Origin of the sequence: Pleomorphomonas sp. PLEO, from assembly GCF_041320595.1 — a bacterium.
Taxonomy (GTDB): domain Bacteria; phylum Pseudomonadota; class Alphaproteobacteria; order Rhizobiales; family Pleomorphomonadaceae; genus Pleomorphomonas.
Map to the genome: position 1 here is coordinate 2,077,120 of NZ_CP166625.1, position 18,305 is coordinate 2,095,424.

Here is an 18,305-nt window from a genome sequence, read left to right on the forward strand (position 1 = left end):
GGCGGGAACATGACCAAGCCGCTCTTGCAGGACACTGATCCCACCGGAGAAATTCTGATCAAGCTTGGCGAACTCGGCGCCAGCGTCGAGCATCTGCTACGCGACTTCGCTGACGAGAAAAACGCTGCCCGCGACAATCGCGCGGCCGTGCATCGCCGCCTCGACGAGCAGGCGCAGGGATTTGCCGATGTGAAGACCGAACTGGCGCTCAGCCGGCAGGTAGTCGAGGCCCTTGCCAAGACCCAGACGGAAACCGTGCTGCCGGCTGTCGACGACTGGCGGGACATGAAAAAGACCGGCCTCACCGTTGTTGGCTTTCTCGCCCTCGGCGGCGTCAGTGTCGGCGCCGCTTTGACATGGTTTTCCGATCAGGCGTCCCTGATGGTCCGCCACTGGCTCAGGATCGGCTGAGCGTAACGGCGGAAACCTGCCTCCGCCTAATCTCCGACAATAATCGCTGGAGTAAAGCGGATGAAGCGACCGAAACTCGTGCCGAACGCCCGAAGGGTGCTCCGGCATTCCTTCACGTCCCACATCCTGATCGCCGGCGGCCTTCTCACCGCCGCCGAGGCCGTGCTGCCGTATCTCGCCAGCGGCGACCTGATCCCGCCCTCGGCCTTCCCTTTCGTGGCTTTCGGCGTGGTGTTCGCCGCCTTCATTGCCCGTTACGTTCTCCAGGAGGCCTTGCACGATGGCGACGACTAAGCTCACGCCGACCAAGCGAGCCCGCGCGGCGATCGCCGGCGTGGTGCTGGCAGCCGGTGCCGGCGGCATGGTGTCGCTGATGCCCGGTGCGGCGCCAGTGCCCGATGATGTGGCGCTCGCTATCGAGGTCCTTGTTAAGCCTTGGGAGGGGCGGTCGCTCACCGGCTATCTCGACACCATCGCCAAGCCGCCGGTCTGGACGATCTGCGATGGCGATACCACCGATGTGAAGCCGGGCATGGTGGAGACGCCTGCCGGCTGTGACAAGCGCCTCGCCATGAAGATCATGCGCGATTACCGGGCCAAACTGACGGGCTGTATCCCCAACTGGAAGGCGGCGCCTTTGGGCTGGCGCGCCATGATGAACTCGCTCGCCTGGAACATCGGCACCGGTGCCGCATGTGGCTCTTCGGCCGCGCGTCTGGGTCGGGCCGGCCGCTGGCAGGAGAGTTGCGTGGCCGCCACCGCCTTCAATCGGGCCGGTGGACGGATGATCGTCGGCCTCGCCCGGCGGCGCGGCATGGGCGACGTCCCGCGCATTGGCGAAGGCGAACTCTGCGCCTCGGGGGTGCTGTGATGCTCGGCCTTTTGGACAAGATCGGCACCACCGCCGCGGCGATTGCCGGTCTCATCGTTGGCGCGGCCGTCACCTTCTCGCTCCTCGGCCTCTACGACGCCTGGATCGATGATCCGGCCGTCGCCTCCGCGGCGCGGCAAGGTTTTGTTGCTGCATCGGAGAAGCAAGCGCTGCAAGGGCAGGTCGACGAGATGCGCCGCCAGTTCAAACTGGCGGAGGCGGTGGCCGAGAGCGAGCGGGCACGGGCCGAGGCGGCGAACAGGGAAGCGGACAATGCAGGCAAGCAATATGAGGCGGCCGTTGCCGCTGATACTGGCGACGATGGTTGCCGCGTCTCTTCTGGCGATCTTGACTGGCTGCGGAAATCTCGAGGGGCGGCTGGCGGCGGCGTCAAGTGAGATCGGCCGCCAGAGCGCCGGAGTGAATATTCCGGCATTGCCAACCCGCTGTCGCGACAAAATGTCGCGCGTCGCGCCGAAGACTGGCGAGAAATGGCGCGCCGTGCAGGGGCGCTGGCAGATCGTCGCCGACGGCGAGGATCGGAGGATCAGCGACTGCGCTGCCTTCTATGATGAGGTGAAGCTCGGCTTATCGGACGCCATGCGCAATATCCCGGCTAGCCGCTGACACGCCTCCATCCAGGCCATTGCGGCTCTGCGATCCCGATCGGCGGCTGAGAGGGCGGCCCAGATCGAGGGGGCGAGGGGTTGGACGACCATCGGCGATAGGGCGCTTACGCTCACCGGCTTGTGCCGCAAGCGCTGCCTGACTGATGAAGGCCTTGATTCCGCTGATGGGGGATGGCAGAAACAGGCGCCCTGGAACCGGGCGTGGACCAACAGCCGTAAGGGTGTCGGTTCACGTTCTCTTCCAAAGGGGCCTGTAGCTCAATGGTTAGAGCCGGCCGCTCATAACGGTGGCCGCTTCCCTGAGAACCGCACAAAACCGCCAGCTTTGAAGCCGCTCGTGATCGTTTATCTCGTTTTGTTCACGGGGTTTGCGATCCATAAACGATCCGTGGTCACCTGGCGTTCACGGCGTCGTCGAGATGGTCCGGCGCCCAATGGCCATAGTGCTTGCGGATCATCGCCTCAGAGGTGCCAGCGGCAGCGGCGATGTCCCACAGTTTCACCTTAGGCGACATGACCTGGTGGGTGATCCTGCTGTGCCGTAGCGTGTAAGGTGTGACGCCGTCGCCCAGCTTGGCGGACTCAACAGCGGATGCAAATCCGTTCTTGATGGACTTCACCGGCCTGCCCTCCCACTCGACGACAAACGACGCGCATTGCCCGGTATCGCGCCAGCGCTTGAGGTGTGAGATGAGCCTGCGCCCGATCTTCACCGGCGGCTGTCTCTTGTCGGTCTCGACCTTGTCGGGGGGAGGCGGAAGAAGAGGGCGGAGTCCAGGTCGATGTAGGATCGGCCGGCCGCGGCATGGAAGCTGGCGTTGAGGACGTCTCCAGTGCGCGAGGCGGTGTAATAGGCCATGATGATGGCGCGGGCGATGTGCTTGCCGGTTCGCTTCCTCGTCGGCAGCCGATCGGCCATCTTGTCCGAGTGGGAGCGCCGCATCTGCTCGCGCATTGTCCATGCCGCCCAGACGAGGCTGGCGATCTCGGATCTCGTCAACCAGCGCTCGCGGCGCTTCCCGGCCAGCGGCAGGGGCACCTTCACCTTTTCCCGGTGATAGCCTTCGCTGTGATGGTGGGTGATGGCGGCGGCGAGATCCTGGAGGTCTCGGCGGGCACCGCCGTCTGACGGCCTGGAGTCGGCATAGGCGCGGCAATTGAAGCCGTTGACGTCGGCCAGCGTCTTCCCTGCCCACCACACTCCGAGCCGCGCTGCACGGCCAAGGGCGGCCTTCTGGTTCGATTGTTTGGGGATGACGTCCCGAACATAGATCGAGATCACGTCCTCGAGAGGGATATCACAGAGCCGCCGTTCGCCTCTGGTGGGCGTGTGCTTTTTCCCGAGGTAGCTCGCAAGCTCTCTTTCTGCTCCTGGATGGTCGCGAGCAGCGCATCCAGTGCTGATGAGCTTCTTGCCGTCCCTGATGTACCAGACGGCTTCCGCCCCGGCGCGGGCGCGAAGGTAGAGCTGGGGGCCTTTTGACGGACGCGGCATTCTTCCATCATTCTCCTGATGTCCGCCAGCGTCGTAAATTCCTTGCCGGCTGCCTTGCTCACGACAAGCCGGCCAGCGTCGCGTTCGCGCCTGAGACCGGATACTGTCATGCCGCCCATAGGGAAGGCGATCTTGACGGCATCTGCAAGCCTCAACGGCGTGTCATCCGCGATTTCAACCATTGGAGACATGATTTTCTATCGGGTGAGGGGATGGCGTGGCCTTCTCGGCGATCTCCGCCGCCGGGAACTCCGGGTATGGCATCCACGCCAACGGCTCCTCGCCCTTGATCATGAACTCCCAGCGCCCATCCTTGGGCAGCCATGTGGACGTGACCACGATGCCGGTCTTGACGCCAATGATCGCCGCTATGATGCGCATGGGCTGCAGCTTGACGACGCTGGTGCCGCCCTGCTCGATGGTGACGAAGCGCTCATGCGGCGCCGGCTGATCGAAGATCCACATGGCGGCCCCCTTATGCGGACTCTGCCGGCGCTTCATTTGCGGGCGGGATGATCTCGCTTGGCCCGGCCGCCTCCATCATGTCGGCGAGCGTACGGAGCATGCCGGCGGCATCGCGCACCTTCTTCTCCTGCCCGAATAGCTCGCGGTTCTGGTGGAAGGCCTTTGTGACCCGAAATTCGGTGCCCAGCACCAGAGGCCCATTAACTCGGCCATCTTCATGCAGGTTGCTCGGAATGGAATAGCCAGAGTTATAGCCGGCCACGTTGGCGATCTCTTCTTGGGTCATCGAGACGAGGTAATTGCCATTTGCAAGTCGTCCATCGATCTTCATTTCTTCTTGCCCTTCTTGCTGGCGCCGAGTGGTCTGCTCGGCCATTTGCTGCTTCGTTCACTTTCTTTGCCCGGCTCTTTGGTGAGCAGCCGGCGGCGAAACTCTTCCTGCCCGGCGGCGAGCCGCTTGGTCTTGGCGATCTCATGGATGTCGGAGCCGTGGCTGGTGGCCTTCGCGCCCGACGTTTTGACGCGATGGCAATCGCGATGCACGGCCCGAAGGTTCTCGATCGTGTCAGCGCCCCCGCGGGCCAAAGCGTGTTCATGGTCGAAGTCGAGACCATCTAGCCCGCCAAGCCGTTCGCCGCAGATCGGGCACATGGCCTGGCGCACGATGATTTTCAGCTTGTCAACGGTGGTGAGGCGGCGGCGCTCGGTCATGGGCGCCTCTCCAGCGCGGCAGCGGTTTCTTCTCGCACTTGCTTGATGTGCGCGGCCGTGATGCCGCCCTGGATGCGGAACCAATCCTCGGAGCCGGGTTTCAGTAGCCCCACTCGTTCCAGTCTGGCGACCATCGGCAGCGGCTCCATGCCAAACATGTCGGCAAGGGTGATCGCCATACGGCGCGTGAACATGCTTGCGCCGGCTTTGACCTGATGGAAGAGTTCGGCAAGGGCCTGATCGTCGGTCATCCTACCTCCTTGTTCCATTCCCGCCGCGCCGGCCGAGAGAGGACTTTGTCCTGAATAAGGTGGATGGCGCTCCGAACTTCGGGAGCATCGTCCGGATGTTCGACAGGCAGCGCGCAAAACGCGTTCCAGAGAGCGATCGTCGCTTTGATCACCGCTTTCTCTTGCTCGGTCATCGGAGCCCTCCTGCCGTCTCGATCGCCGCGCGCTCGCATAGAAAGAAGGCGTTCTCGATCATCCTCTCCACACGCAAAGGATTGTGCTTGCCCTTGCGGTAGGTCCTGCGGAGCCGTGTAAGTCGGTGGCGCATGTGGGAAGGCACAAGGCGCCAGTGGTCGCCACAGACCCAACGCTCGCCGTCCTGGATGGGTTGTTCGCCCTTCCGCTGGCCGCGCGTACGCTTGCAGAAAGGGACGCTGCAATGGATGCGATCGGTCATAGCTCCTTCCGCATCGCTATCCAGCCGAGGACCGTCTCAAGGATCTCCCAGCCGTCGATCGGATCAGGCGCGTAGTGGCCGAGGGTGGCTCCGTGGCGCCGATCGGCATGAGCCGGGATGTACCGCTCGCCGTAGGGGAAGAGGACGCGGACGGTGGCCATCAGCGCTTCCTCCTCTTGGGCCGGTGCGCCTGCCATGGCTCGCGCTTGTGCGTCCAGGGAGTCGCATCCTTGGTGGAGCGGACGTCTTTGAGAGGGCCGACGTATTCCTCCCTGGCTTTGCTGTAGGGCTTCAATTGGCGAGCATCCTCGATCAGCTTGCCAACGCCGAGCGGCGACCGGTGGCCGACGTCAATATCGTAGGAGTCCACCCCGAGAGCCGTAGTGACGCATTGCCTGGCTTCCTCAACAGAGCAACCAAGGACACGAGCCATCTCCGCGGAAAGCCATTCGACGAGCGGGCGGATGTCATAACCAGCATCAATTGTCGCAACGAAAGCGATCTTAAGTTCTGGATCGCCTGCTATTCTCTTTCCCCACGCGACCAGAGATGTTTGATCATCGCCGCCGAGATCAACGCCGCCGTATAGCGGTTGGCCTTCCATGTGGAAGTCACTGATCTCCACCTCCTGGGCTTCATCGCCGATGTAGATTTTGGCTTTGCCGCCAGAGAAATTCTCAGCCATCACTTGCGCTCTCCATCCTCGACGGTGAACGTTGGAGGCTCCATCCGGCGGCCCAGCTTGATTGTGATCTGGTCGATCGAGTTCCAGTCGGGGCCGCGCTCGACGATGTCCTGGATCTCGCCAAGTTCTTCGATGCCGTAGACGGAATTCTTCGGCCCGGCGTCCGTGCGGTAGGCGATGGTGGCTGTCCACCGTTTCAGGGTGAGGATCTCAGCCATTGGCACCTCCAGCCGCAGCTATGGTCTGTCGCGCCATTTCGGTTATTCTGCTGAGATCGCAATCTGCTATCTCTATGTAGACGAGCGCCTCCATGATCTCGGCCAGATAGATCGCATCAACGCGCGGGGTTTCCGACAACCCATTCTCGAGATAATAGGCAAGTTCTTCAGCGCTCCCGTAGGAGGTGAGGCTGCCGGACAGGATGGACCCGCATCCTGCGCAGAACGGCATGGAGTCATGATCGGTGCACCAACCGCCATCTAGGATGTATTCCCGGCGGCGGCGGCGATCGTGGCGCCGCAGGTTCCTGACCTTGTAGTTGCCGCAGTCTGGGCACCAATCGTCACCTTGGTCGCCGTCCGGAGTTGATATCCAATGACAGGGCTTCGTCTCTTGGGCTACTTTGGACAGTTGCCATGCAAGGTCGCGCAGAATCTTGGGCTCACGCATCTGGCACCTCCCCGACTTCGACCATGATGGGCGGGTGCTCGGCGCCGAGGATACGGACATGCACCGGGGCTCCGCCCATGAGGGCAAGGATCTCGGCTGGCGTTGGCAGCCATGCCGTGACCATGCACGGCGTACCGGGACCGTTGACGGTGTCATTGATGGTTTCGTCGCGGACAGGGAGCCCGAGATAGCCCTGCGACTTGCCGAGGACGCGCGTGGCGCCAGAGACGCGGCCAATCTGCATGATCAAGCGCTCCCTTCGGTCTTTACGTGCTTCATCTCGTAGTCGCGGATGAAGCCGGCGAGTTCGCGCTCGATGAGATCGACCTTGCGCAGGTCGGCTTCCGTCGGCTCATCGCCTTCATCGAACACGCACATCAGCGAGGCGAACAGGTGATGGGCGCCGCCGAAGAAAGCCGCCCTCATCTCTTCGAGCCGCTCTGCTGGGGTGTTGAGCGGGATGGCGGCGAGGCGGAGTCCATTCCAGCCGGCTTCAACTAACCGGCCTTCTTCGATGAGCTTCGCCGTCAAGCGTTCCAGGTGGGTGCGATCAGCCACGACGTTCCTCCTCCTCGGCGAGATGGTCGGCCACCTCGTAATCGAAGTCGGCGCGCACCAGCCGGGCATTGCTCCTGGTGACCATGGCATCCTCGGCGCATGGGATTAGATCGGCCTCCTCATCAAGGGCCGCCGCGATGCGCTCGCGCTCCGCAAGGATGGCTTTGGCAATCGCCTCAAACGTGCCAGCCTCGTATGCGGCCTTCGCGACATCTCGCACGTTGTCGGGGATGAGGGAGATCTCAGCCATTGCCACTCTCCTTCAGAGCGGCGAGAGCGGCATCGCGCGCTGCGTTGAGATCTGCCATCAGCGCGTTGCTGCCGCCGACGTCCGGATGGCGCTTGCGAGCGAGCGTCCGATACGCATTTTCAATAGTCGCTGTGCTGATGTTGAGTGCCGGAACGGTGCGTAGCTCCAAGACATCGCGCCAATCGCGATTTCCGGGCGCCGGCAGTGCTGCGGTGAAGCCGCGGAACGTGGCGCGCACCAGGGCAAGAGTGCCGTGGCGCAGCTCGACCCGCCGTGCCTCGAGCACGTGGTGGATCGCCTGCAGGTTGGAGGCTGGCGTATCGTAACGATCGACTGGGATGCATCGCTGCTCGCCATCCCAGACGAACCACACCGCGACGCCGGGATCGGTAGGCTTATCCGCGCCGAGCGAGACGTTCGACGACAACACGACGTTCTCCACGCGTTTGCCGCTGTCGGTTCCAAACAGGCGAAGGCTGTCCTGCACGTTCTTCAGCGCGGCGGGGAGCGTGGTGCGGAACTGGCCTTTCTCGCGGCGGGTGGCGCGCGGGAAGCTGTCGGGCCAGGAGAGAGGATAGGCGGCGGTCATGTTTTCTCCTTCTCCTTCGACGCTTCGCCATCGACGCGCTTGACCTTGACGATCAGCGCCATGGGCTCCAAGCGCCGGACTTCATCGCGGGCGGCGCGCGGCGTCGGTGTCGAGATCTCGCGGACGTCGATAGTCGTGAAGACGCGGAAGATGGGCTCAGACATCGGTGGGCTCCTTCGCGGGCTCACTCGGCTGGATAACGTCTCGGATGGCTATCCACCGCTTGAAGATCTCTTCGGCCTCGGCGCGAAGCTTTTGCCCAACAGCCGGCGCATAGATCTCGAGGCTCTTCGTCAGGCTGACGGAGATATGCAGTAAGTCATGGATGAGCCCGTTGAGCGTTCCCACCGTTGCTTCGGCGCGCTCCGCCCGATCGGCCATCGCCTCCAGATCTTCGATCCAGACGGAAACTGCTCGGCAGCCGGTCTTCTTGCCGCGTTCGATATCGGCCGCTATGCGCGGTGGTAGGGGCTTAGCCATTACTGCCTCCAAGGTAGAATCCCATGTGGTTGAGGAGGGCACCGATCTTCGCCGCCTGCTTCTGTGCGGAGCGGTCGATCTTCTCGATGCCTTTGGTGATCTCGCCTTGTGCCTCTCCCCACGCCAGAAGGCGCGTCACGGCCTTGTCGGCATAGGAGCCTGCCACCAGGACCAGCACGGGGTTCTCGCCGCTGGTGATGCTCTGGAGCCAGTAGAGGATGGCATACAGCGCCTTCAGGCCCGGCTGGTCGTGGAGTTCGGCCAGCACCAGATCCTGCAGCTTGGCGAGGCGCCGGCGAACCCGATAGCACTCCATCTCGTCGTAATCCGAGAACGGCTCCCAGAACGCGATGTGGAGCCAGAGCCTGACCTCGACCAGCTTGGCGAAGTCGTGCTTGTTCGTGACGCCGCCGATCCGGTTGAGGCAGGAGAAGCTGTTGCCCATGGAGAGCGAGGCCAGCATGCGTGCAGGCAAGGCGAGCTCGATGCGGCGGGTTTCGGAGAGATGGATCATCGAACCACCGTCACCTTCTCCGCAGCGCGGGTGACGGCCGTATAGAGCCAGCGTGCATGATCGGCCCGGAACGACCGACTTTCATCGAAGACGATGACGTCATCCCACTGCGATCCCTGCGCTTTATGGACCGTGAGCGCATAGCCGAAGTCGAACTCGTCGAAGCGGGCGCGCTCATACCAGGGAAGCTCGCGCTCGGTGCCTTCGAAGAAAGCGCGGTGGACCGTGACTTCGACGCCTTGCTGGACCATACCCGCGTCGATCGGCAGCACGATCATGATGATGGCTTCATCGTCGGAGTCGACGATCTTCGCCACTTCCCAGAGGCCTCCATTGAGCAACCCCTTATCGCGGTTGTTCTTCAGGCAGACGATGCGTTCGCCAACGGTTGGCCAAAAGGAGTCGATACCCTTGAGGCGACGGATCTTCTGGTTGTTCTCGGTCCTGGTGCGGTTGAGGCCGCAAAGCACTTGGTCGGCAGCGAGCACTTCCTTGCGCCCGATAATGCCGGTCGGGATAACGCGACTCTCGCCATAGGCGCCGAACCCGACAGCGCGCCCTTCGCGGATGTCCATGGACATGCGAATGATCGGGTTCTCGGCGGCCTGCCGGTGGACATCGGTGAGCATGAAGTCCGGCTCGTGCTTGGTGAAGAAGCCTTCGCTCTTGACCGGCGGAAGCTGGCCAGGATCACCCAGCACCAGCACGGGCACGCCAAACGACAGCAGATCCTTGCCGAGGTCTTCGCCCACCATCGAGACTTCGTCGATGATGACCAGCGCCGACGATCGGATATGAGACTCCCGGTTGATCACGAACTCGGTCACGCCGGGGACATCCTCCCGCGGCTTGTAGATCATCGAATGGATGGTTGAGGCGTGCTCGCAGCCCTTGGACCTGAGTACCAAGGCAGCCTTGCCGGTGAAGGCGCCAAAAGTCACCTTGCCCTTCACGTCTTCAGCGATGCGCTTGGCGAGCGTCGTCTTGCCTGTGCCGGCGAACCCGCCGAGGTAGAACCATGGCTTCTGGCCGCGGTTCTTCTTCAGCCACTTGCTGACGGCCTTCAGAGCGGCGTCTTGCTGAGCGGAGGGGGTGATCATGCCGGCACCAGCCGATCTACCGAGAACCAGGCGCGCTGCTCCTGATGCCCGTTCCACCACGAGACTTCGTAGCTGATGCCGAAGGAGATGCTGACACAGGTGACGACGCCAGGAGTGCCCTCGCATCCATCGATCCGCACAGTTTCACCGACGATGAAATGCACGGCATAGTATCGTTGGCCGGCCTTTGGCGTCTCGACGGCGGTTGGCGTCGGGGATGAGAAGAAGCCAGTCATGCCTCCACCTCGTCGTCGACATGATCGATGTTGGACTTAGCGGCGCTGAAGGCGCAGGCCACGACCCAAGGGTTCTTCGACCATGCTCCTAGGCCGTTTTCCGCTTCCCACAGATGCATGCATCGAACCTGAGCAGAGACGTTTGTCCCCATGCCCTGCTGATAGGGAGGCGCTTCCGCAATGGCGTCCGCCTCACTGAGGTCCTGAAGCCGCTGAATGCGAACTTCGGTCACCAGCAGCGTGAGGCGGGACGCCCAGCGGGGCATGTGAGTTGATGGGCGGAGCTTGCCGAAAGACCACAGAGGATTGCGGCGCTCAGGATCGGCCTCATAGGTAATCTTGGATCGGTCATCGGCTAGATGCCGTGGTGCAAGGCAATCGTTTGTGTGCAGCGTACGCCACGTCTCGCGCGCCCAAAGGTGATCGCCGACGGCGATCCGCGTCACAAGCGGCGTCTCGGTGCCAGGCTCATAGGAAGCCCACCAATCGACATCGCGCTCGTAGGCATCGAGGGGCTGCGGCGTCAATACCAGTCGCTTCTGCGTCTTGCGGCCGTCGAGGATGGCGCGGACTTCGAAGTCCTTGAGGGGGATGGGATGGTCAGCCATCACGCGCTACCTCCTCCAGAACCTTCTTGATCTTGGTTTGAATAAGGGAAACGCGTTGCGCGCTTCCGCCGAGATACGCCGTAACCGGCGGGATCTCGTTGATCACGCTGGCAAGCTCCAAAGCCATAGTGTCGAGGTCTAGAGGAGGCCGAGGGGCGTCCATACGGGCGATCATCTTGTCGGCAAGGCGATATGCCTCATCGACAGCCGAGTCAGCCGGGCCGTAATGGCTGATCACCGCCGGAAGTGCATTTCCCGCAAACCAAGCGCGGCACGACATGCCACTATCGTGTGTGACAGGGCTACCGACGAGAACTCGTTTCGGATCAGGAAAGGCCATACCGCCATCGTTGATCTTGTTGCTCATGCCGTAGCTCCTAGAGCTGCCGCTGGCGCCCACTTCTCGAAATCGGCTTCGATCTGGGCGTAGTTGATGGGATGTTGGGCTCGGAGATTGAGCGGGCGGGAGCCAACGACGTAGTGACCGCGCCGATCGGTTGGAGTGATCCACTTGCCATCAAGCCAGCGCTGCCGATGGACATGCAGCGTCTTGAAGTCCATGGAGGTAATCTCTCCACGCTTCTCCAGGAGGATGCAGAGCTTGATGGCGCTGATCTTCCATTCCGACAGTGTAGATGGTGCCGAGGCGCCGGCTACGACATCAGGCACATAGGCCGGCAACTTGCACCGCTCCGCCGGCATCTGGTCGCGCCAGCCATTGCGATAACCATCTTCCGACCACCGGGTGTCTGGAAGACCAGGGCTGAATGGGAAGCAATCCGGCGCCTTCAGCTTGAAGCGCTCATAGCGATATCGCTGCTCGAAGGTTGCGGCGTCATGCTGCTCGATGACGGCGAGCCCGAGATACCCCGCGATCGTCACCATTTCCGGCGTCTTGTGGCCGTACGGGATCAGCACAGCGAGGAAGTCTGGACCGACGACGCCGCCGTTCCAGCGCTGGTGAACGTGGTCGACGGCCTGGATCAACACCTTCGCGTTGAGGACCAGCTTGGCTTCGATCCCGACCTGAGCGCCATCATCCCTGACCAGGATGAGGTCAAACCCGTCGGTCTCCGGATAAGGAGTCCAACCCTCCGGCAGCGCCGCTATGAACGCGGTGCAGAGGTCGGACTCCTTGGCGAAGGAGGCCTTGAGGGATACGAGCTTCATGCTCGCCCCTCCGGCGTTGTCCGCGCAAGGTTGAGCCTTGCTGCTGTTGTCTTAGCCTCCTTTGCGACATTCCTCGTCGCGGTGAACAAGACGCGATCGATGCAGGCGGCGTCCCCGCCTGTGGCAAAACCGATAGTCCGGCCAAGCGCCGCCGCTAGATCGGTAATCATATCGGCGTACGGAAGTCGGCGGTCGCTGGCCTGATCGGCACGAATAGCCTCTTCCGAGCAAATGGCGGCGAGTTCGTCGTGAAAGGTGCTCATGCCGCCTCTCCCTCGAAATGACCGCGGCGCAGCAGCTCGCGGTAAAGCAGGTTCGTCCTGCGGAGATCTTCCCAAGGCTGGTGGTGGCCCTCGCGCGGCGGGATGCCGAGGATCACCTCGCAAGCCACATCGAGGGACGGCCATGCGGGATCGCCACCTTCGAACGCCGGCGGCAGGTTGCAGACCAACTGGCAGGCCGGGTGCTGAATGTTCACGAACTCCAGACCGGGCCGCCGCCAGCGGCAGACGTATTTGCGCTGGTTGGTCTTCTGCTCGAGCTGAACGAGCAGATGCTCGATCACCATGGGGTCGAAGTCGCCGAAGGTGACCACACGGCCGACCTTGCCGGCCATATCCGCCAACGTGAGCAGAACGAAGCTCTCGGAGATCCCGACGCGCTCGGCATCGATCGCGGAGATGCCGTGGACTTTCTCAGCGGCTTCCTTGATCCGGCGCCCATTTGGCCGAACGGTCAGGTCGAAAGCGTTTATCAGCGCGGCGTCATTTCCGAAGTGGCCAGCGGCGAGCTTGACCACCCATGGCTGTCCGACGTCGCCGAGCTGGAGATCCTTGCGCCACAGACCGGAGGTCTCGCAGTCGAGGACGAGCGCGGCCATTACCGTTCCCTCCTGGCCTTGACGCCGGACCATGCATAGACGCGCTCTGCCACACCGTAGACAGCATCAGCATGCCGCCGGAGACGAAGCCCGCTCAGTGCATCAGCAAAAGCCGTTAGGACGACGATGGCGATGGCTGCTGCAAACAGACGTGGCAGATCGCGCGCCCTGAATGGGCGTGGGTTCCTGCGCATCAGAATGACTCCGGGATGGTGGCAACGATGGCTCGGCCAGCCTCGGTCAGGCAGAGCTTGAAGCCTCGCGCATCACCCTCGACGCGCTCCCGCTTCAGGAGATCTCTGTCCTCAAGGTCGGAGATGTTGTGGGAAACCGTCGTCGGGTTATATCCGGTCTCCGTCGCGATGATGCCGGAGCGATCCCGCCCGCGGCCGACCATGGCGAGGATGATGAACTCGATCACGGTGAGCCCGTGCTCATCGGCCCTGGCCTTGAGCTGGTCCTCGCTGGCGGTGAGCGCGTTGCGAGCGCCGAAGTAGTTCTCGAGCGGGTCCATGTCACAGACCCTCCCCGTAGGATTCAGCGATGAGCTCGGCGACGTGGACCTTCATGTCCTCGAGGGAGATCTTTCCCTCGGTGCGGTTTGTGTGAGCCTTGGCGATCTGGACGGCGAGCTTCTTGTCCGCCACCGATGTTGGCGGCCAACCGCCGTTGGTTGGCCAAAACTCATCGGCCATCTTGTTGATGGCCTCGGGCTTCGACACGCGCAGCAACGCGGCTGAGAAATCGTCGTGCGTGGCACGTGGCAGGCGTTCGACGTCGGGCTCAACCTTCTTGTCTGTAGCCTCGGATTGGCGTTCCTGCTGTTCGCCTTGCTGTTGCTCGGCGGGCTTTCCCTTGCCGGCGGCAACCGTCTCCTTCGGACGCTCCTGGTCCATAGCACCGGCGAGCTGCTGGCTGCCGCGCGCATCCTCGAGCTGCTTGATATTGGACGGGCTAAACCCCCCCGAGCGGGCGCCGTCGCCAGGAGCGAAGCGATCGGCAAGGCTCTTCGTCTTGTCCTTGGCCGACAGCGCGCGGGCTTCGTTCCCGATACTCTCCAGCTCATCAAAGGAGTAGATGCCGAGGATCGCCGATGCCTTGTGCATGCGACCCCACTCCCGTGAGCCGCGGTTGACCAGCATCTTGTCGTAGGTTGGCGGCTTCCAAGGGGTATTGTTACCGGTGGTTTTCCAGTCCGCTACGGTCCCCTTTACGGCCAGCGGCTCGCCCTTGTGATTGAGCAGGATCTCGCCGGTGAGCGGGTTGGTGCCTACCATCTCGATGGCCCGGGTATCGGTCCCTTCGGCGCCGCTGAAGGTCCAACTTAGCTTGATCCCGTAGTTGGACTCGAGCACGCCGTTGATGACTTTCCCTTCGAAGCCGAGCTTGCCGTAGATGATTGCCGAGCAAAGCAGCAGCGAGAACGGGCTCATGCCCCAGCGGTCTGCCTGCTCGACGACGGCGAACACGTTGGCGATGACCGTCTCAGGCTGGAATGGATCCCAGCCGGGCTTCCCTTCGGTCCCTATGCCACGAAGGCTCATGGGGACAACGGTGGCTCTAGCAATGCGCTCTGATAGCTTCCAGAGGTATTCTAGACGGGCCGGGTCGATTGCGAGACCTGGGCGCCACATCGCGTCAGGCTCGCGCGCTGGTGGCGCGTAGGTTTCAATTTCTCTACTCATGCAGGGAACTCCTGGAGCATGCGCGTGGCGCGGGCCTCGGCGCGGGTACGAGCCCATGGCGCCAAGCGGATGTTGCCGACGTCGCCGGTGGGGCTCTTCGGGCCGGGCCACTCGTTGTTCTTGAGTGCCCACGCGAAGGCGCGCAGCGCGGCGCGGTTGGCCTTGTGGCCAAGGTCGATATCCTCGTCGATGATGCGCTCGATGCGGACGCAGTGCGGGCGCGTGGACTCCGCGTAGACCAGTGAGAAATCGGTCATGCGGAGGCCGAAGATCTTTGTGAACGCCTCGTCGACCAGGGCGCCCTGCTGGTGGTAGCCGTGGTTGCTCAGGTTGCGCTGCAGCTCGTCGTCGCCGATCTCGCCGGTGACCTTCAAGTCAAACACGGAGAGGCTGTCTTCGGGGACGGCATCGGGTCTGGCCTTGCACCAAATGCCCGTCTCGTCGTCCTGCCAGAAGAAACTGACCTCGATCAGGCCGGACAGGCAGCCGCCCTGGATCATCGGTTCCGCAGCGAGGGCTGTGGAGATGCCGCGGATCTGCTCGACCTGGGATGGCTTCAGGACGGTGAGGCCTTCAGCCTCGCGGGCGGCGACCCACTCCTTGCATGTTTTATTGTTCATGTTCCAGGCGCGGCCGTCGGGTGCCTCCTCCGGCCGGACAATGTAGAGGCTGGAAAAGCTCTCCTCGCCAAGCAGGAGGTGATGGGCGGCGCGGCCGAGCACCATGGCGTCGGTGGAGGTCATCTCCTCGCGGTTCGGGTTGTAGACCGACGAGTCCCAATAGTGCCGCAGGCTGGCGGTGAAGATCCGCCGCAGCCCGCTCGAGGAGATCGATGGGCCGACGCATGGATCGCCGTGGTAGACCTCCATCGGGACGCCGATGTAGGCACCTGGTCGATCGATCTTCTGGCCGTGCCAAGGTGTCAGGGTGATGCTCATTCGTCGCGGTCCTTCTTGGGGGCTTTGTGAAGGGCTTCGTTCTCGTCATCTGCCCGACTGCCGGCCGACATAGCGGCGTACATCACGGCCAGGATAATGAGCGAGCAGATGGGGCCGATCACGTAGATGAAGAGGGTGCTCATTCGGCTGCTTGAGCCTCTGTCAGGGTAGGTTTGAAAAAGCCCGGCATTCCACGGCAGGGAATGAACGGCAGGCTCTGGTAGTTGCGGAGCACGAAGCCCCATGGCCCCATGAACCAAGGGCTATCGGAGGTCTTGACGCAGTCGACGATCTCGACGGCGCCGACGATGCCGCCGCGCTGGAACTCGCCGAACGACGGCATGGTCAGGCCCGACGGGAACGGGCGGATGAGGGCTACCTCACGGCAGTAGGCGAGGCAGAACTCGTACTCCTCCGGCGTCATGCCACCCGAGGCGTGGACCAGCACGGTCCCGCGCACGTTGGTCCGCCATGACCGGTTCTCGATGTCCTTGGCGGCATCGCAGGGGATCGACATGCACCACGGCCACGGCTGGCGCACGGACAGGGCAAGGATGGTGCCGGCGCGGATGCGGGTGCGGACTTCGCTGTGGCTGATCATGATTGGAGCTCGCTTTGTGTGCCGATTGACGACGGCGAAGTGGCTGCGCGATTGCGCCGGCTGGTCCGTCGGTTGTTGGCCTGCTCTTTCGCTGTTGCCCAACGACAGTTCGATGGTTCGTAGTTGCCATTGTTGTCGTTGCGCTCGATCTGCAGGTCATCGGCGGGTCGGCGTCCAACGTCCGCTATGAAACACTCGAAGCCGGTCATTCCATCTTCGCCGAAGCGCCATCGATCGCAGATGGTGATGCCACGAGCACCATATAGTCTGTAGTTGTGGGCATTCGGATTGTAGCAACGCTGCAGCATTGACCGATGGACATGGTATTCCGGCCAATGCTCTCCGCGTTTCGATGCCCCATGCCTACGGCTTCTCTCGGCGACATCTTCACTGCAAAGACATCCACACGATTTGGTAACTCCACCGGTAAGAGATGAAGCCCGAACTGTTGTGGTGTCCCCGCAATCGCACCGGCAAACCCAGAAAGTGTACGAGCCACCGGATGGTCTCGGCTTTCGAGTATGGGACTCGGCAACAAGCCTACCGAAGCGAGTACCTGTAAGGTCGACGAGGGCGCTCATCTGGATCAATCAGCCCCCGATGATTCCGGCCACGCTGCCATCTTCGATGACGATTGCCCCGGGTCGGCTGGAGTCGACGCATTCGGCCCACACCTGCACGTCGTTCGCTTCGGCAAAATCCTTGAGGATCTGCCAGGAGTCGTCGTCGAGGAGAGAGCCGTCGCGGACACGAACGATCTTCAGATCCTTGTTGACGGCCGCGGCGATTGCGATGGAAGCGCGAAGCTGCTCGGCATCGCTGCCCTGTTCAAACGGCACCCCGTTGAGCAGGATGGTTTCGTCGTCGCCAAAGGTGAGCCCCGGCACGGGCAGCTCTGCCGCGGCGATCTTCTTGGTCTTCTCGGTGGTGCGGGTAGCCATGGCCGTCGTCAGCTCGTCGGAGAGCTTCTGCTGCGCCGCAGCCTTCTCGAGGAGATCCGCCTTCTGCTTGGCCCGGAATGCGATGGCGTTGGTGGCTCTGGCCGCGTCGATCTGCAGACGAACATCACTGACGTCGATCAGGTCTGGCAACGGCGGCGCTGCTTGAAGACGAGCCACATCGGTCTCATTCGCCTGCTTCAGCTCGGCGAGCTCTTCCTCGAGGCTGGCGATCTGTTGTGTCCTGGCGTCGATGCCCGCCTGTACGGCCAGCCGGCGCGCTCGGCGCTGTTCGATATCGGCGTTGTGCCCGGCAGCGTCAGCCACCTTCTCGACCAGAGCAATCTCATCGATCGGCTCCGGGATCTCTTCGGGCAACAGGATGGCCGTCGCCTGCGCTGAGAAGCTGGCGGCCTGGCGGTTGGCGTCAGATCGGGCATCGAAGTCTTTCTTGTTCGCCGCCGCGATGGCCGCGAAATCGACACCGGGGACCATGGCCTTCAGCGTCTCAAACTTGTCCTTGGACGGCATCCTGGCAAAGGCCAGCGGATCGATCGTCAGCGGTCCAAGCAGGCTGTCCAGAAGGTCCTGTGGCTTCTTGGCGGAGAAGCCTTCCTGGTTCTCGACCTTGACGCTCGTCGTGTAATCCCCGTCTTCCTTCAGGTTGAAGGTGCGGGTCACCGTGTACTTGCCGAGGTTGACCTCGATCACCGCTTTCTCCGCACCTTCGCGGATCGGCTTTGGTGGTGCCACCGATCGCCCCTTCAGGGCAATCCACAGGGCATCAAGCACGGAAGTCTTGCCCGCTCCATTTTTGCCGGTGATCTCCACTAGGTTGCCCGACGGTTCGATATACGCGGCAGACAAACGCTTAACGTTCTCCGCCCGAAGCGAAATGATCTTCATGCTGACCTCTGGGGTGGTGATTACTGCTTGGAAATGCCGACGAGGTTGCCGTCATCATCTTCCTGGCCATCGAGGTAGTGGTTGCCCTCTCGGCACTTGATGAAGAGGCCGTGATCGTCTTTCTCGACGACGTGAGGTCCTTCGGCGAGGCAGTCAAAGCCGCCATCAGCCGATACAACGTCGCCGGCTTTCAAGTCAGCCAAGGTGGTCGTGCTCATTGTTCTGACCT

General features: G+C 62.5%; 38 protein-coding genes. 5 read left to right on the forward strand and 33 right to left on the reverse strand.

All coding sequences use genetic code 11. The features are described 5' to 3' along the window. Positions 1–9: 9 nt before the first annotated feature. From AB6N07_RS09510 to AB6N07_RS09530, 5 genes are all read left to right on the forward strand, one after another. Positions 10–411, forward strand: coding sequence for a DUF1515 family protein (locus AB6N07_RS09510; RefSeq protein WP_370677558.1), 402 nt, complete (start codon positions 10–12; stop codon positions 409–411). A gap of 60 nt (positions 412–471) precedes the next feature. Next, on the forward strand, positions 472–705 hold the full coding sequence (locus tag AB6N07_RS09515; protein WP_370677559.1) for a hypothetical protein: 234 nt from the start codon (positions 472–474) through the stop codon (positions 703–705). Beyond that, positions 692–1,282 (forward strand): lysozyme, encoded by a 591-nt coding sequence (locus AB6N07_RS09520; protein WP_370677560.1) that lies wholly within the window; start codon positions 692–694, stop codon positions 1,280–1,282. Before AB6N07_RS09515 ends, AB6N07_RS09520 begins: the two co-directional genes overlap by 14 nt. Continuing rightward, a complete protein-coding gene (locus AB6N07_RS09525) occupies positions 1,282–1,680 on the forward strand; it encodes a hypothetical protein (protein ID WP_370677561.1) in 399 nt (132 codons plus the stop codon). The genes AB6N07_RS09520 and AB6N07_RS09525 overlap by 1 nt, the downstream gene beginning before the upstream one ends. 61 nt (positions 1,681–1,741) lie before the next feature. Continuing rightward, complete coding sequence (locus AB6N07_RS09530; RefSeq protein WP_370677562.1) at positions 1,742–1,909, forward strand: hypothetical protein; 168 nt, start codon at positions 1,742–1,744, stop codon at positions 1,907–1,909. A 394-nt stretch (positions 1,910–2,303) separates the two neighbouring features. Here the strand turns inward: AB6N07_RS09530 and AB6N07_RS09535 are convergent, their stop codons facing one another. The 33 genes from AB6N07_RS09535 to AB6N07_RS09695 all read right to left on the reverse strand — a co-directional run bounded on the left by AB6N07_RS09535 (position 2,304) and on the right by AB6N07_RS09695 (position 18,294). Continuing rightward, positions 2,304–2,531 carry a hypothetical protein gene (locus tag AB6N07_RS09535; protein ID WP_370677563.1) on the reverse strand — a complete coding sequence of 76 codons (228 nt, stop codon included), beginning with the start codon at positions 2,529–2,531 and terminating at the stop codon, positions 2,304–2,306. A gap of 89 nt (positions 2,532–2,620) precedes the next feature. Then, a complete protein-coding gene (locus AB6N07_RS09540; protein ID WP_370677564.1) occupies positions 2,621–3,406 on the reverse strand; it encodes a hypothetical protein in 786 nt (261 codons plus the stop codon). 174 nt (positions 3,407–3,580) lie between these two features. Next, positions 3,581–3,871 carry a hypothetical protein gene (locus AB6N07_RS09545; RefSeq protein WP_370677565.1) on the reverse strand — a complete coding sequence of 97 codons (291 nt, stop codon included), beginning with the start codon at positions 3,869–3,871 and terminating at the stop codon, positions 3,581–3,583. Between the two features lie 10 nt (positions 3,872–3,881). Continuing rightward, positions 3,882–4,247, reverse strand: coding sequence for a hypothetical protein (locus AB6N07_RS09550; RefSeq protein ID WP_370677566.1), 366 nt, complete (start codon positions 4,245–4,247; stop codon positions 3,882–3,884). Next, positions 4,199–4,582: an HNH endonuclease signature motif containing protein gene (locus AB6N07_RS09555; RefSeq protein WP_370677567.1), complete on the reverse strand. Its 384-nt coding sequence runs from the start codon at positions 4,580–4,582 to the stop codon at positions 4,199–4,201. Before AB6N07_RS09555 ends, AB6N07_RS09550 begins: the two co-directional genes overlap by 49 nt. Beyond that, positions 4,579–4,833, reverse strand: coding sequence for a hypothetical protein (locus tag AB6N07_RS09560; protein WP_370677568.1), 255 nt, complete (start codon positions 4,831–4,833; stop codon positions 4,579–4,581). Before AB6N07_RS09560 ends, AB6N07_RS09555 begins: the two co-directional genes overlap by 4 nt. Beyond that, positions 4,830–5,006, reverse strand: coding sequence for a hypothetical protein (locus AB6N07_RS09565; protein WP_370677569.1), 177 nt, complete (start codon positions 5,004–5,006; stop codon positions 4,830–4,832). Before AB6N07_RS09565 ends, AB6N07_RS09560 begins: the two co-directional genes overlap by 4 nt. Beyond that, positions 5,003–5,269 carry a hypothetical protein gene (locus tag AB6N07_RS09570; protein WP_370677570.1) on the reverse strand — a complete coding sequence of 89 codons (267 nt, stop codon included), beginning with the start codon at positions 5,267–5,269 and terminating at the stop codon, positions 5,003–5,005. The genes AB6N07_RS09565 and AB6N07_RS09570 overlap by 4 nt, the downstream gene beginning before the upstream one ends. Then, entirely contained in the window at positions 5,266–5,430 is a 165-nt protein-coding gene (locus AB6N07_RS09575) for a hypothetical protein (protein ID WP_370677571.1), read from the reverse strand. The genes AB6N07_RS09570 and AB6N07_RS09575 overlap by 4 nt, the downstream gene beginning before the upstream one ends. After that, positions 5,430–5,954 (reverse strand): hypothetical protein, encoded by a 525-nt coding sequence (locus AB6N07_RS09580; protein ID WP_370677572.1) that lies wholly within the window; start codon positions 5,952–5,954, stop codon positions 5,430–5,432. The genes AB6N07_RS09575 and AB6N07_RS09580 overlap by 1 nt, the downstream gene beginning before the upstream one ends. Beyond that, the gene (locus tag AB6N07_RS09585) at positions 5,954–6,172 is read right to left on the reverse strand and encodes a hypothetical protein (protein WP_370677573.1); all 219 of its coding nucleotides are present in this window, start codon (positions 6,170–6,172) and stop codon (positions 5,954–5,956) included. Before AB6N07_RS09585 ends, AB6N07_RS09580 begins: the two co-directional genes overlap by 1 nt. Next, entirely contained in the window at positions 6,165–6,623 is a 459-nt protein-coding gene (locus AB6N07_RS09590; RefSeq protein WP_370677574.1) for a hypothetical protein, read from the reverse strand. Before AB6N07_RS09590 ends, AB6N07_RS09585 begins: the two co-directional genes overlap by 8 nt. Continuing rightward, a complete protein-coding gene (locus AB6N07_RS09595) occupies positions 6,616–6,867 on the reverse strand; it encodes a hypothetical protein (RefSeq protein WP_370677575.1) in 252 nt (83 codons plus the stop codon). The genes AB6N07_RS09590 and AB6N07_RS09595 overlap by 8 nt, the downstream gene beginning before the upstream one ends. 2 nt (positions 6,868–6,869) lie before the next feature. Further along, complete coding sequence (locus AB6N07_RS09600; protein ID WP_370677576.1) at positions 6,870–7,181, reverse strand: hypothetical protein; 312 nt, start codon at positions 7,179–7,181, stop codon at positions 6,870–6,872. After that, positions 7,174–7,431 carry a hypothetical protein gene (locus AB6N07_RS09605; RefSeq protein ID WP_370677577.1) on the reverse strand — a complete coding sequence of 86 codons (258 nt, stop codon included), beginning with the start codon at positions 7,429–7,431 and terminating at the stop codon, positions 7,174–7,176. Before AB6N07_RS09605 ends, AB6N07_RS09600 begins: the two co-directional genes overlap by 8 nt. Beyond that, positions 7,424–8,020, reverse strand: coding sequence for a J domain-containing protein (locus AB6N07_RS09610; protein WP_370677578.1), 597 nt, complete (start codon positions 8,018–8,020; stop codon positions 7,424–7,426). Before AB6N07_RS09610 ends, AB6N07_RS09605 begins: the two co-directional genes overlap by 8 nt. Further along, entirely contained in the window at positions 8,017–8,184 is a 168-nt protein-coding gene (locus AB6N07_RS09615) for a hypothetical protein (RefSeq protein ID WP_370677579.1), read from the reverse strand. Before AB6N07_RS09615 ends, AB6N07_RS09610 begins: the two co-directional genes overlap by 4 nt. After that, the gene (locus AB6N07_RS09620; RefSeq protein WP_370677580.1) at positions 8,177–8,500 is read right to left on the reverse strand and encodes a hypothetical protein; all 324 of its coding nucleotides are present in this window, start codon (positions 8,498–8,500) and stop codon (positions 8,177–8,179) included. The genes AB6N07_RS09615 and AB6N07_RS09620 overlap by 8 nt, the downstream gene beginning before the upstream one ends. Beyond that, entirely contained in the window at positions 8,493–9,014 is a 522-nt protein-coding gene (locus AB6N07_RS09625) for a hypothetical protein (RefSeq protein ID WP_370677581.1), read from the reverse strand. Before AB6N07_RS09625 ends, AB6N07_RS09620 begins: the two co-directional genes overlap by 8 nt. After that, positions 9,011–10,114, reverse strand: coding sequence for an ATP-dependent RecD-like DNA helicase (locus AB6N07_RS09630; protein WP_370677582.1), 1,104 nt, complete (start codon positions 10,112–10,114; stop codon positions 9,011–9,013). Before AB6N07_RS09630 ends, AB6N07_RS09625 begins: the two co-directional genes overlap by 4 nt. Then, positions 10,111–10,350: a hypothetical protein gene (locus tag AB6N07_RS09635; protein WP_370677583.1), complete on the reverse strand. Its 240-nt coding sequence runs from the start codon at positions 10,348–10,350 to the stop codon at positions 10,111–10,113. The genes AB6N07_RS09630 and AB6N07_RS09635 overlap by 4 nt, the downstream gene beginning before the upstream one ends. Then, positions 10,347–10,958 carry a hypothetical protein gene (locus tag AB6N07_RS09640; RefSeq protein WP_370677584.1) on the reverse strand — a complete coding sequence of 204 codons (612 nt, stop codon included), beginning with the start codon at positions 10,956–10,958 and terminating at the stop codon, positions 10,347–10,349. The genes AB6N07_RS09635 and AB6N07_RS09640 overlap by 4 nt, the downstream gene beginning before the upstream one ends. Then, on the reverse strand, positions 10,951–11,325 hold the full coding sequence (locus tag AB6N07_RS09645; RefSeq protein WP_370677585.1) for a hypothetical protein: 375 nt from the start codon (positions 11,323–11,325) through the stop codon (positions 10,951–10,953). Before AB6N07_RS09645 ends, AB6N07_RS09640 begins: the two co-directional genes overlap by 8 nt. After that, on the reverse strand, positions 11,322–12,128 hold the full coding sequence (locus AB6N07_RS09650; RefSeq protein WP_370677586.1) for a hypothetical protein: 807 nt from the start codon (positions 12,126–12,128) through the stop codon (positions 11,322–11,324). The genes AB6N07_RS09645 and AB6N07_RS09650 overlap by 4 nt, the downstream gene beginning before the upstream one ends. Then, the gene (locus AB6N07_RS09655; RefSeq protein ID WP_370677587.1) at positions 12,125–12,391 is read right to left on the reverse strand and encodes a hypothetical protein; all 267 of its coding nucleotides are present in this window, start codon (positions 12,389–12,391) and stop codon (positions 12,125–12,127) included. The genes AB6N07_RS09650 and AB6N07_RS09655 overlap by 4 nt, the downstream gene beginning before the upstream one ends. Further along, positions 12,388–13,008 carry a hypothetical protein gene (locus tag AB6N07_RS09660; protein ID WP_370677588.1) on the reverse strand — a complete coding sequence of 207 codons (621 nt, stop codon included), beginning with the start codon at positions 13,006–13,008 and terminating at the stop codon, positions 12,388–12,390. The genes AB6N07_RS09655 and AB6N07_RS09660 overlap by 4 nt, the downstream gene beginning before the upstream one ends. 193 nt (positions 13,009–13,201) lie before the next feature. Next, a complete protein-coding gene (locus tag AB6N07_RS09665) occupies positions 13,202–13,522 on the reverse strand; it encodes a MarR family winged helix-turn-helix transcriptional regulator (protein ID WP_370677589.1) in 321 nt (106 codons plus the stop codon). Between the two features lies 1 nt (position 13,523). Then, on the reverse strand, positions 13,524–14,552 hold the full coding sequence (locus tag AB6N07_RS09670) for a hypothetical protein (protein WP_370677590.1): 1,029 nt from the start codon (positions 14,550–14,552) through the stop codon (positions 13,524–13,526). A gap of 137 nt (positions 14,553–14,689) precedes the next feature. Next, positions 14,690–15,631 carry a hypothetical protein gene (locus tag AB6N07_RS09675; protein WP_370677591.1) on the reverse strand — a complete coding sequence of 314 codons (942 nt, stop codon included), beginning with the start codon at positions 15,629–15,631 and terminating at the stop codon, positions 14,690–14,692. Continuing rightward, a complete protein-coding gene (locus tag AB6N07_RS09680) occupies positions 15,628–15,774 on the reverse strand; it encodes a hypothetical protein (RefSeq protein ID WP_370677592.1) in 147 nt (48 codons plus the stop codon). Before AB6N07_RS09680 ends, AB6N07_RS09675 begins: the two co-directional genes overlap by 4 nt. Next, on the reverse strand, positions 15,771–16,232 hold the full coding sequence (locus AB6N07_RS09685; protein ID WP_370677593.1) for a hypothetical protein: 462 nt from the start codon (positions 16,230–16,232) through the stop codon (positions 15,771–15,773). Before AB6N07_RS09685 ends, AB6N07_RS09680 begins: the two co-directional genes overlap by 4 nt. Positions 16,233–16,822: 590 nt before the next feature. Beyond that, positions 16,823–18,076, reverse strand: coding sequence for an AAA family ATPase (locus AB6N07_RS09690; protein ID WP_370677594.1), 1,254 nt, complete (start codon positions 18,074–18,076; stop codon positions 16,823–16,825). 20 nt (positions 18,077–18,096) lie between these two features. After that, positions 18,097–18,294 carry a hypothetical protein gene (locus tag AB6N07_RS09695; protein ID WP_370677595.1) on the reverse strand — a complete coding sequence of 66 codons (198 nt, stop codon included), beginning with the start codon at positions 18,292–18,294 and terminating at the stop codon, positions 18,097–18,099. Positions 18,295–18,305: the final 11 nt, after the last annotated feature.

What these genes read in the sequence shown, in the direction of transcription:
- AB6N07_RS09510 (WP_370677558.1), top strand. Translation starts at nt 10, where the DNA reads ATGACCAAGCCGCTCTTGCAGGACACTGATCCCACCGGAGAAATTCTG.
- AB6N07_RS09515 (WP_370677559.1), top strand. Translation starts at nt 472, where the DNA reads ATGAAGCGACCGAAACTCGTGCCGAACGCCCGAAGGGTGCTCCGGCAT.
- AB6N07_RS09520 (WP_370677560.1), top strand. Translation starts at nt 692, where the DNA reads ATGGCGACGACTAAGCTCACGCCGACCAAGCGAGCCCGCGCGGCGATC.
- AB6N07_RS09525 (WP_370677561.1), top strand. Translation starts at nt 1,282, where the DNA reads ATGCTCGGCCTTTTGGACAAGATCGGCACCACCGCCGCGGCGATTGCC.
- AB6N07_RS09530 (WP_370677562.1), top strand. Translation starts at nt 1,742, where the DNA reads ATGTCGCGCGTCGCGCCGAAGACTGGCGAGAAATGGCGCGCCGTGCAG.
- AB6N07_RS09540 (WP_370677564.1), bottom strand. Translation starts at nt 3,406, where the DNA reads ATGCCGCGTCCGTCAAAAGGCCCCCAGCTCTACCTTCGCGCCCGCGCC.
- AB6N07_RS09545 (WP_370677565.1), bottom strand. Translation starts at nt 3,871, where the DNA reads ATGTGGATCTTCGATCAGCCGGCGCCGCATGAGCGCTTCGTCACCATC.
- AB6N07_RS09550 (WP_370677566.1), bottom strand. Translation starts at nt 4,247, where the DNA reads ATGGCCGAGCAGACCACTCGGCGCCAGCAAGAAGGGCAAGAAGAAATG.
- AB6N07_RS09555 (WP_370677567.1), bottom strand. Translation starts at nt 4,582, where the DNA reads ATGACCGAGCGCCGCCGCCTCACCACCGTTGACAAGCTGAAAATCATC.
- AB6N07_RS09560 (WP_370677568.1), bottom strand. Translation starts at nt 4,833, where the DNA reads ATGACCGACGATCAGGCCCTTGCCGAACTCTTCCATCAGGTCAAAGCC.
- AB6N07_RS09565 (WP_370677569.1), bottom strand. Translation starts at nt 5,006, where the DNA reads ATGACCGAGCAAGAGAAAGCGGTGATCAAAGCGACGATCGCTCTCTGG.
- AB6N07_RS09570 (WP_370677570.1), bottom strand. Translation starts at nt 5,269, where the DNA reads ATGACCGATCGCATCCATTGCAGCGTCCCTTTCTGCAAGCGTACGCGC.
- AB6N07_RS09575 (WP_370677571.1), bottom strand. Translation starts at nt 5,430, where the DNA reads ATGGCCACCGTCCGCGTCCTCTTCCCCTACGGCGAGCGGTACATCCCG.
- AB6N07_RS09580 (WP_370677572.1), bottom strand. Translation starts at nt 5,954, where the DNA reads ATGGCTGAGAATTTCTCTGGCGGCAAAGCCAAAATCTACATCGGCGAT.
- AB6N07_RS09585 (WP_370677573.1), bottom strand. Translation starts at nt 6,172, where the DNA reads ATGGCTGAGATCCTCACCCTGAAACGGTGGACAGCCACCATCGCCTAC.
- AB6N07_RS09590 (WP_370677574.1), bottom strand. Translation starts at nt 6,623, where the DNA reads ATGCGTGAGCCCAAGATTCTGCGCGACCTTGCATGGCAACTGTCCAAA.
- AB6N07_RS09595 (WP_370677575.1), bottom strand. Translation starts at nt 6,867, where the DNA reads ATGCAGATTGGCCGCGTCTCTGGCGCCACGCGCGTCCTCGGCAAGTCG.
- AB6N07_RS09605 (WP_370677577.1), bottom strand. Translation starts at nt 7,431, where the DNA reads ATGGCTGAGATCTCCCTCATCCCCGACAACGTGCGAGATGTCGCGAAG.
- AB6N07_RS09610 (WP_370677578.1), bottom strand. Translation starts at nt 8,020, where the DNA reads ATGACCGCCGCCTATCCTCTCTCCTGGCCCGACAGCTTCCCGCGCGCC.
- AB6N07_RS09615 (WP_370677579.1), bottom strand. Translation starts at nt 8,184, where the DNA reads ATGTCTGAGCCCATCTTCCGCGTCTTCACGACTATCGACGTCCGCGAG.
- AB6N07_RS09620 (WP_370677580.1), bottom strand. Translation starts at nt 8,500, where the DNA reads ATGGCTAAGCCCCTACCACCGCGCATAGCGGCCGATATCGAACGCGGC.
- AB6N07_RS09625 (WP_370677581.1), bottom strand. Translation starts at nt 9,014, where the DNA reads ATGATCCATCTCTCCGAAACCCGCCGCATCGAGCTCGCCTTGCCTGCA.
- AB6N07_RS09630 (WP_370677582.1), bottom strand. Translation starts at nt 10,114, where the DNA reads ATGATCACCCCCTCCGCTCAGCAAGACGCCGCTCTGAAGGCCGTCAGC.
- AB6N07_RS09635 (WP_370677583.1), bottom strand. Translation starts at nt 10,350, where the DNA reads ATGACTGGCTTCTTCTCATCCCCGACGCCAACCGCCGTCGAGACGCCA.
- AB6N07_RS09640 (WP_370677584.1), bottom strand. Translation starts at nt 10,958, where the DNA reads ATGGCTGACCATCCCATCCCCCTCAAGGACTTCGAAGTCCGCGCCATC.
- AB6N07_RS09645 (WP_370677585.1), bottom strand. Translation starts at nt 11,325, where the DNA reads ATGAGCAACAAGATCAACGATGGCGGTATGGCCTTTCCTGATCCGAAA.
- AB6N07_RS09650 (WP_370677586.1), bottom strand. Translation starts at nt 12,128, where the DNA reads ATGAAGCTCGTATCCCTCAAGGCCTCCTTCGCCAAGGAGTCCGACCTC.
- AB6N07_RS09655 (WP_370677587.1), bottom strand. Translation starts at nt 12,391, where the DNA reads ATGAGCACCTTTCACGACGAACTCGCCGCCATTTGCTCGGAAGAGGCT.
- AB6N07_RS09660 (WP_370677588.1), bottom strand. Translation starts at nt 13,008, where the DNA reads ATGGCCGCGCTCGTCCTCGACTGCGAGACCTCCGGTCTGTGGCGCAAG.
- AB6N07_RS09665 (WP_370677589.1), bottom strand. Translation starts at nt 13,522, where the DNA reads ATGGACCCGCTCGAGAACTACTTCGGCGCTCGCAACGCGCTCACCGCC.
- AB6N07_RS09670 (WP_370677590.1), bottom strand. Translation starts at nt 14,552, where the DNA reads ATGAGCCTTCGTGGCATAGGGACCGAAGGGAAGCCCGGCTGGGATCCA.
- AB6N07_RS09675 (WP_370677591.1), bottom strand. Translation starts at nt 15,631, where the DNA reads ATGAGCATCACCCTGACACCTTGGCACGGCCAGAAGATCGATCGACCA.
- AB6N07_RS09680 (WP_370677592.1), bottom strand. Translation starts at nt 15,774, where the DNA reads ATGAGCACCCTCTTCATCTACGTGATCGGCCCCATCTGCTCGCTCATT.
- AB6N07_RS09685 (WP_370677593.1), bottom strand. Translation starts at nt 16,232, where the DNA reads ATGATCAGCCACAGCGAAGTCCGCACCCGCATCCGCGCCGGCACCATC.
- AB6N07_RS09690 (WP_370677594.1), bottom strand. Translation starts at nt 18,076, where the DNA reads ATGAAGATCATTTCGCTTCGGGCGGAGAACGTTAAGCGTTTGTCTGCC.
- AB6N07_RS09695 (WP_370677595.1), bottom strand. Translation starts at nt 18,294, where the DNA reads ATGAGCACGACCACCTTGGCTGACTTGAAAGCCGGCGACGTTGTATCG.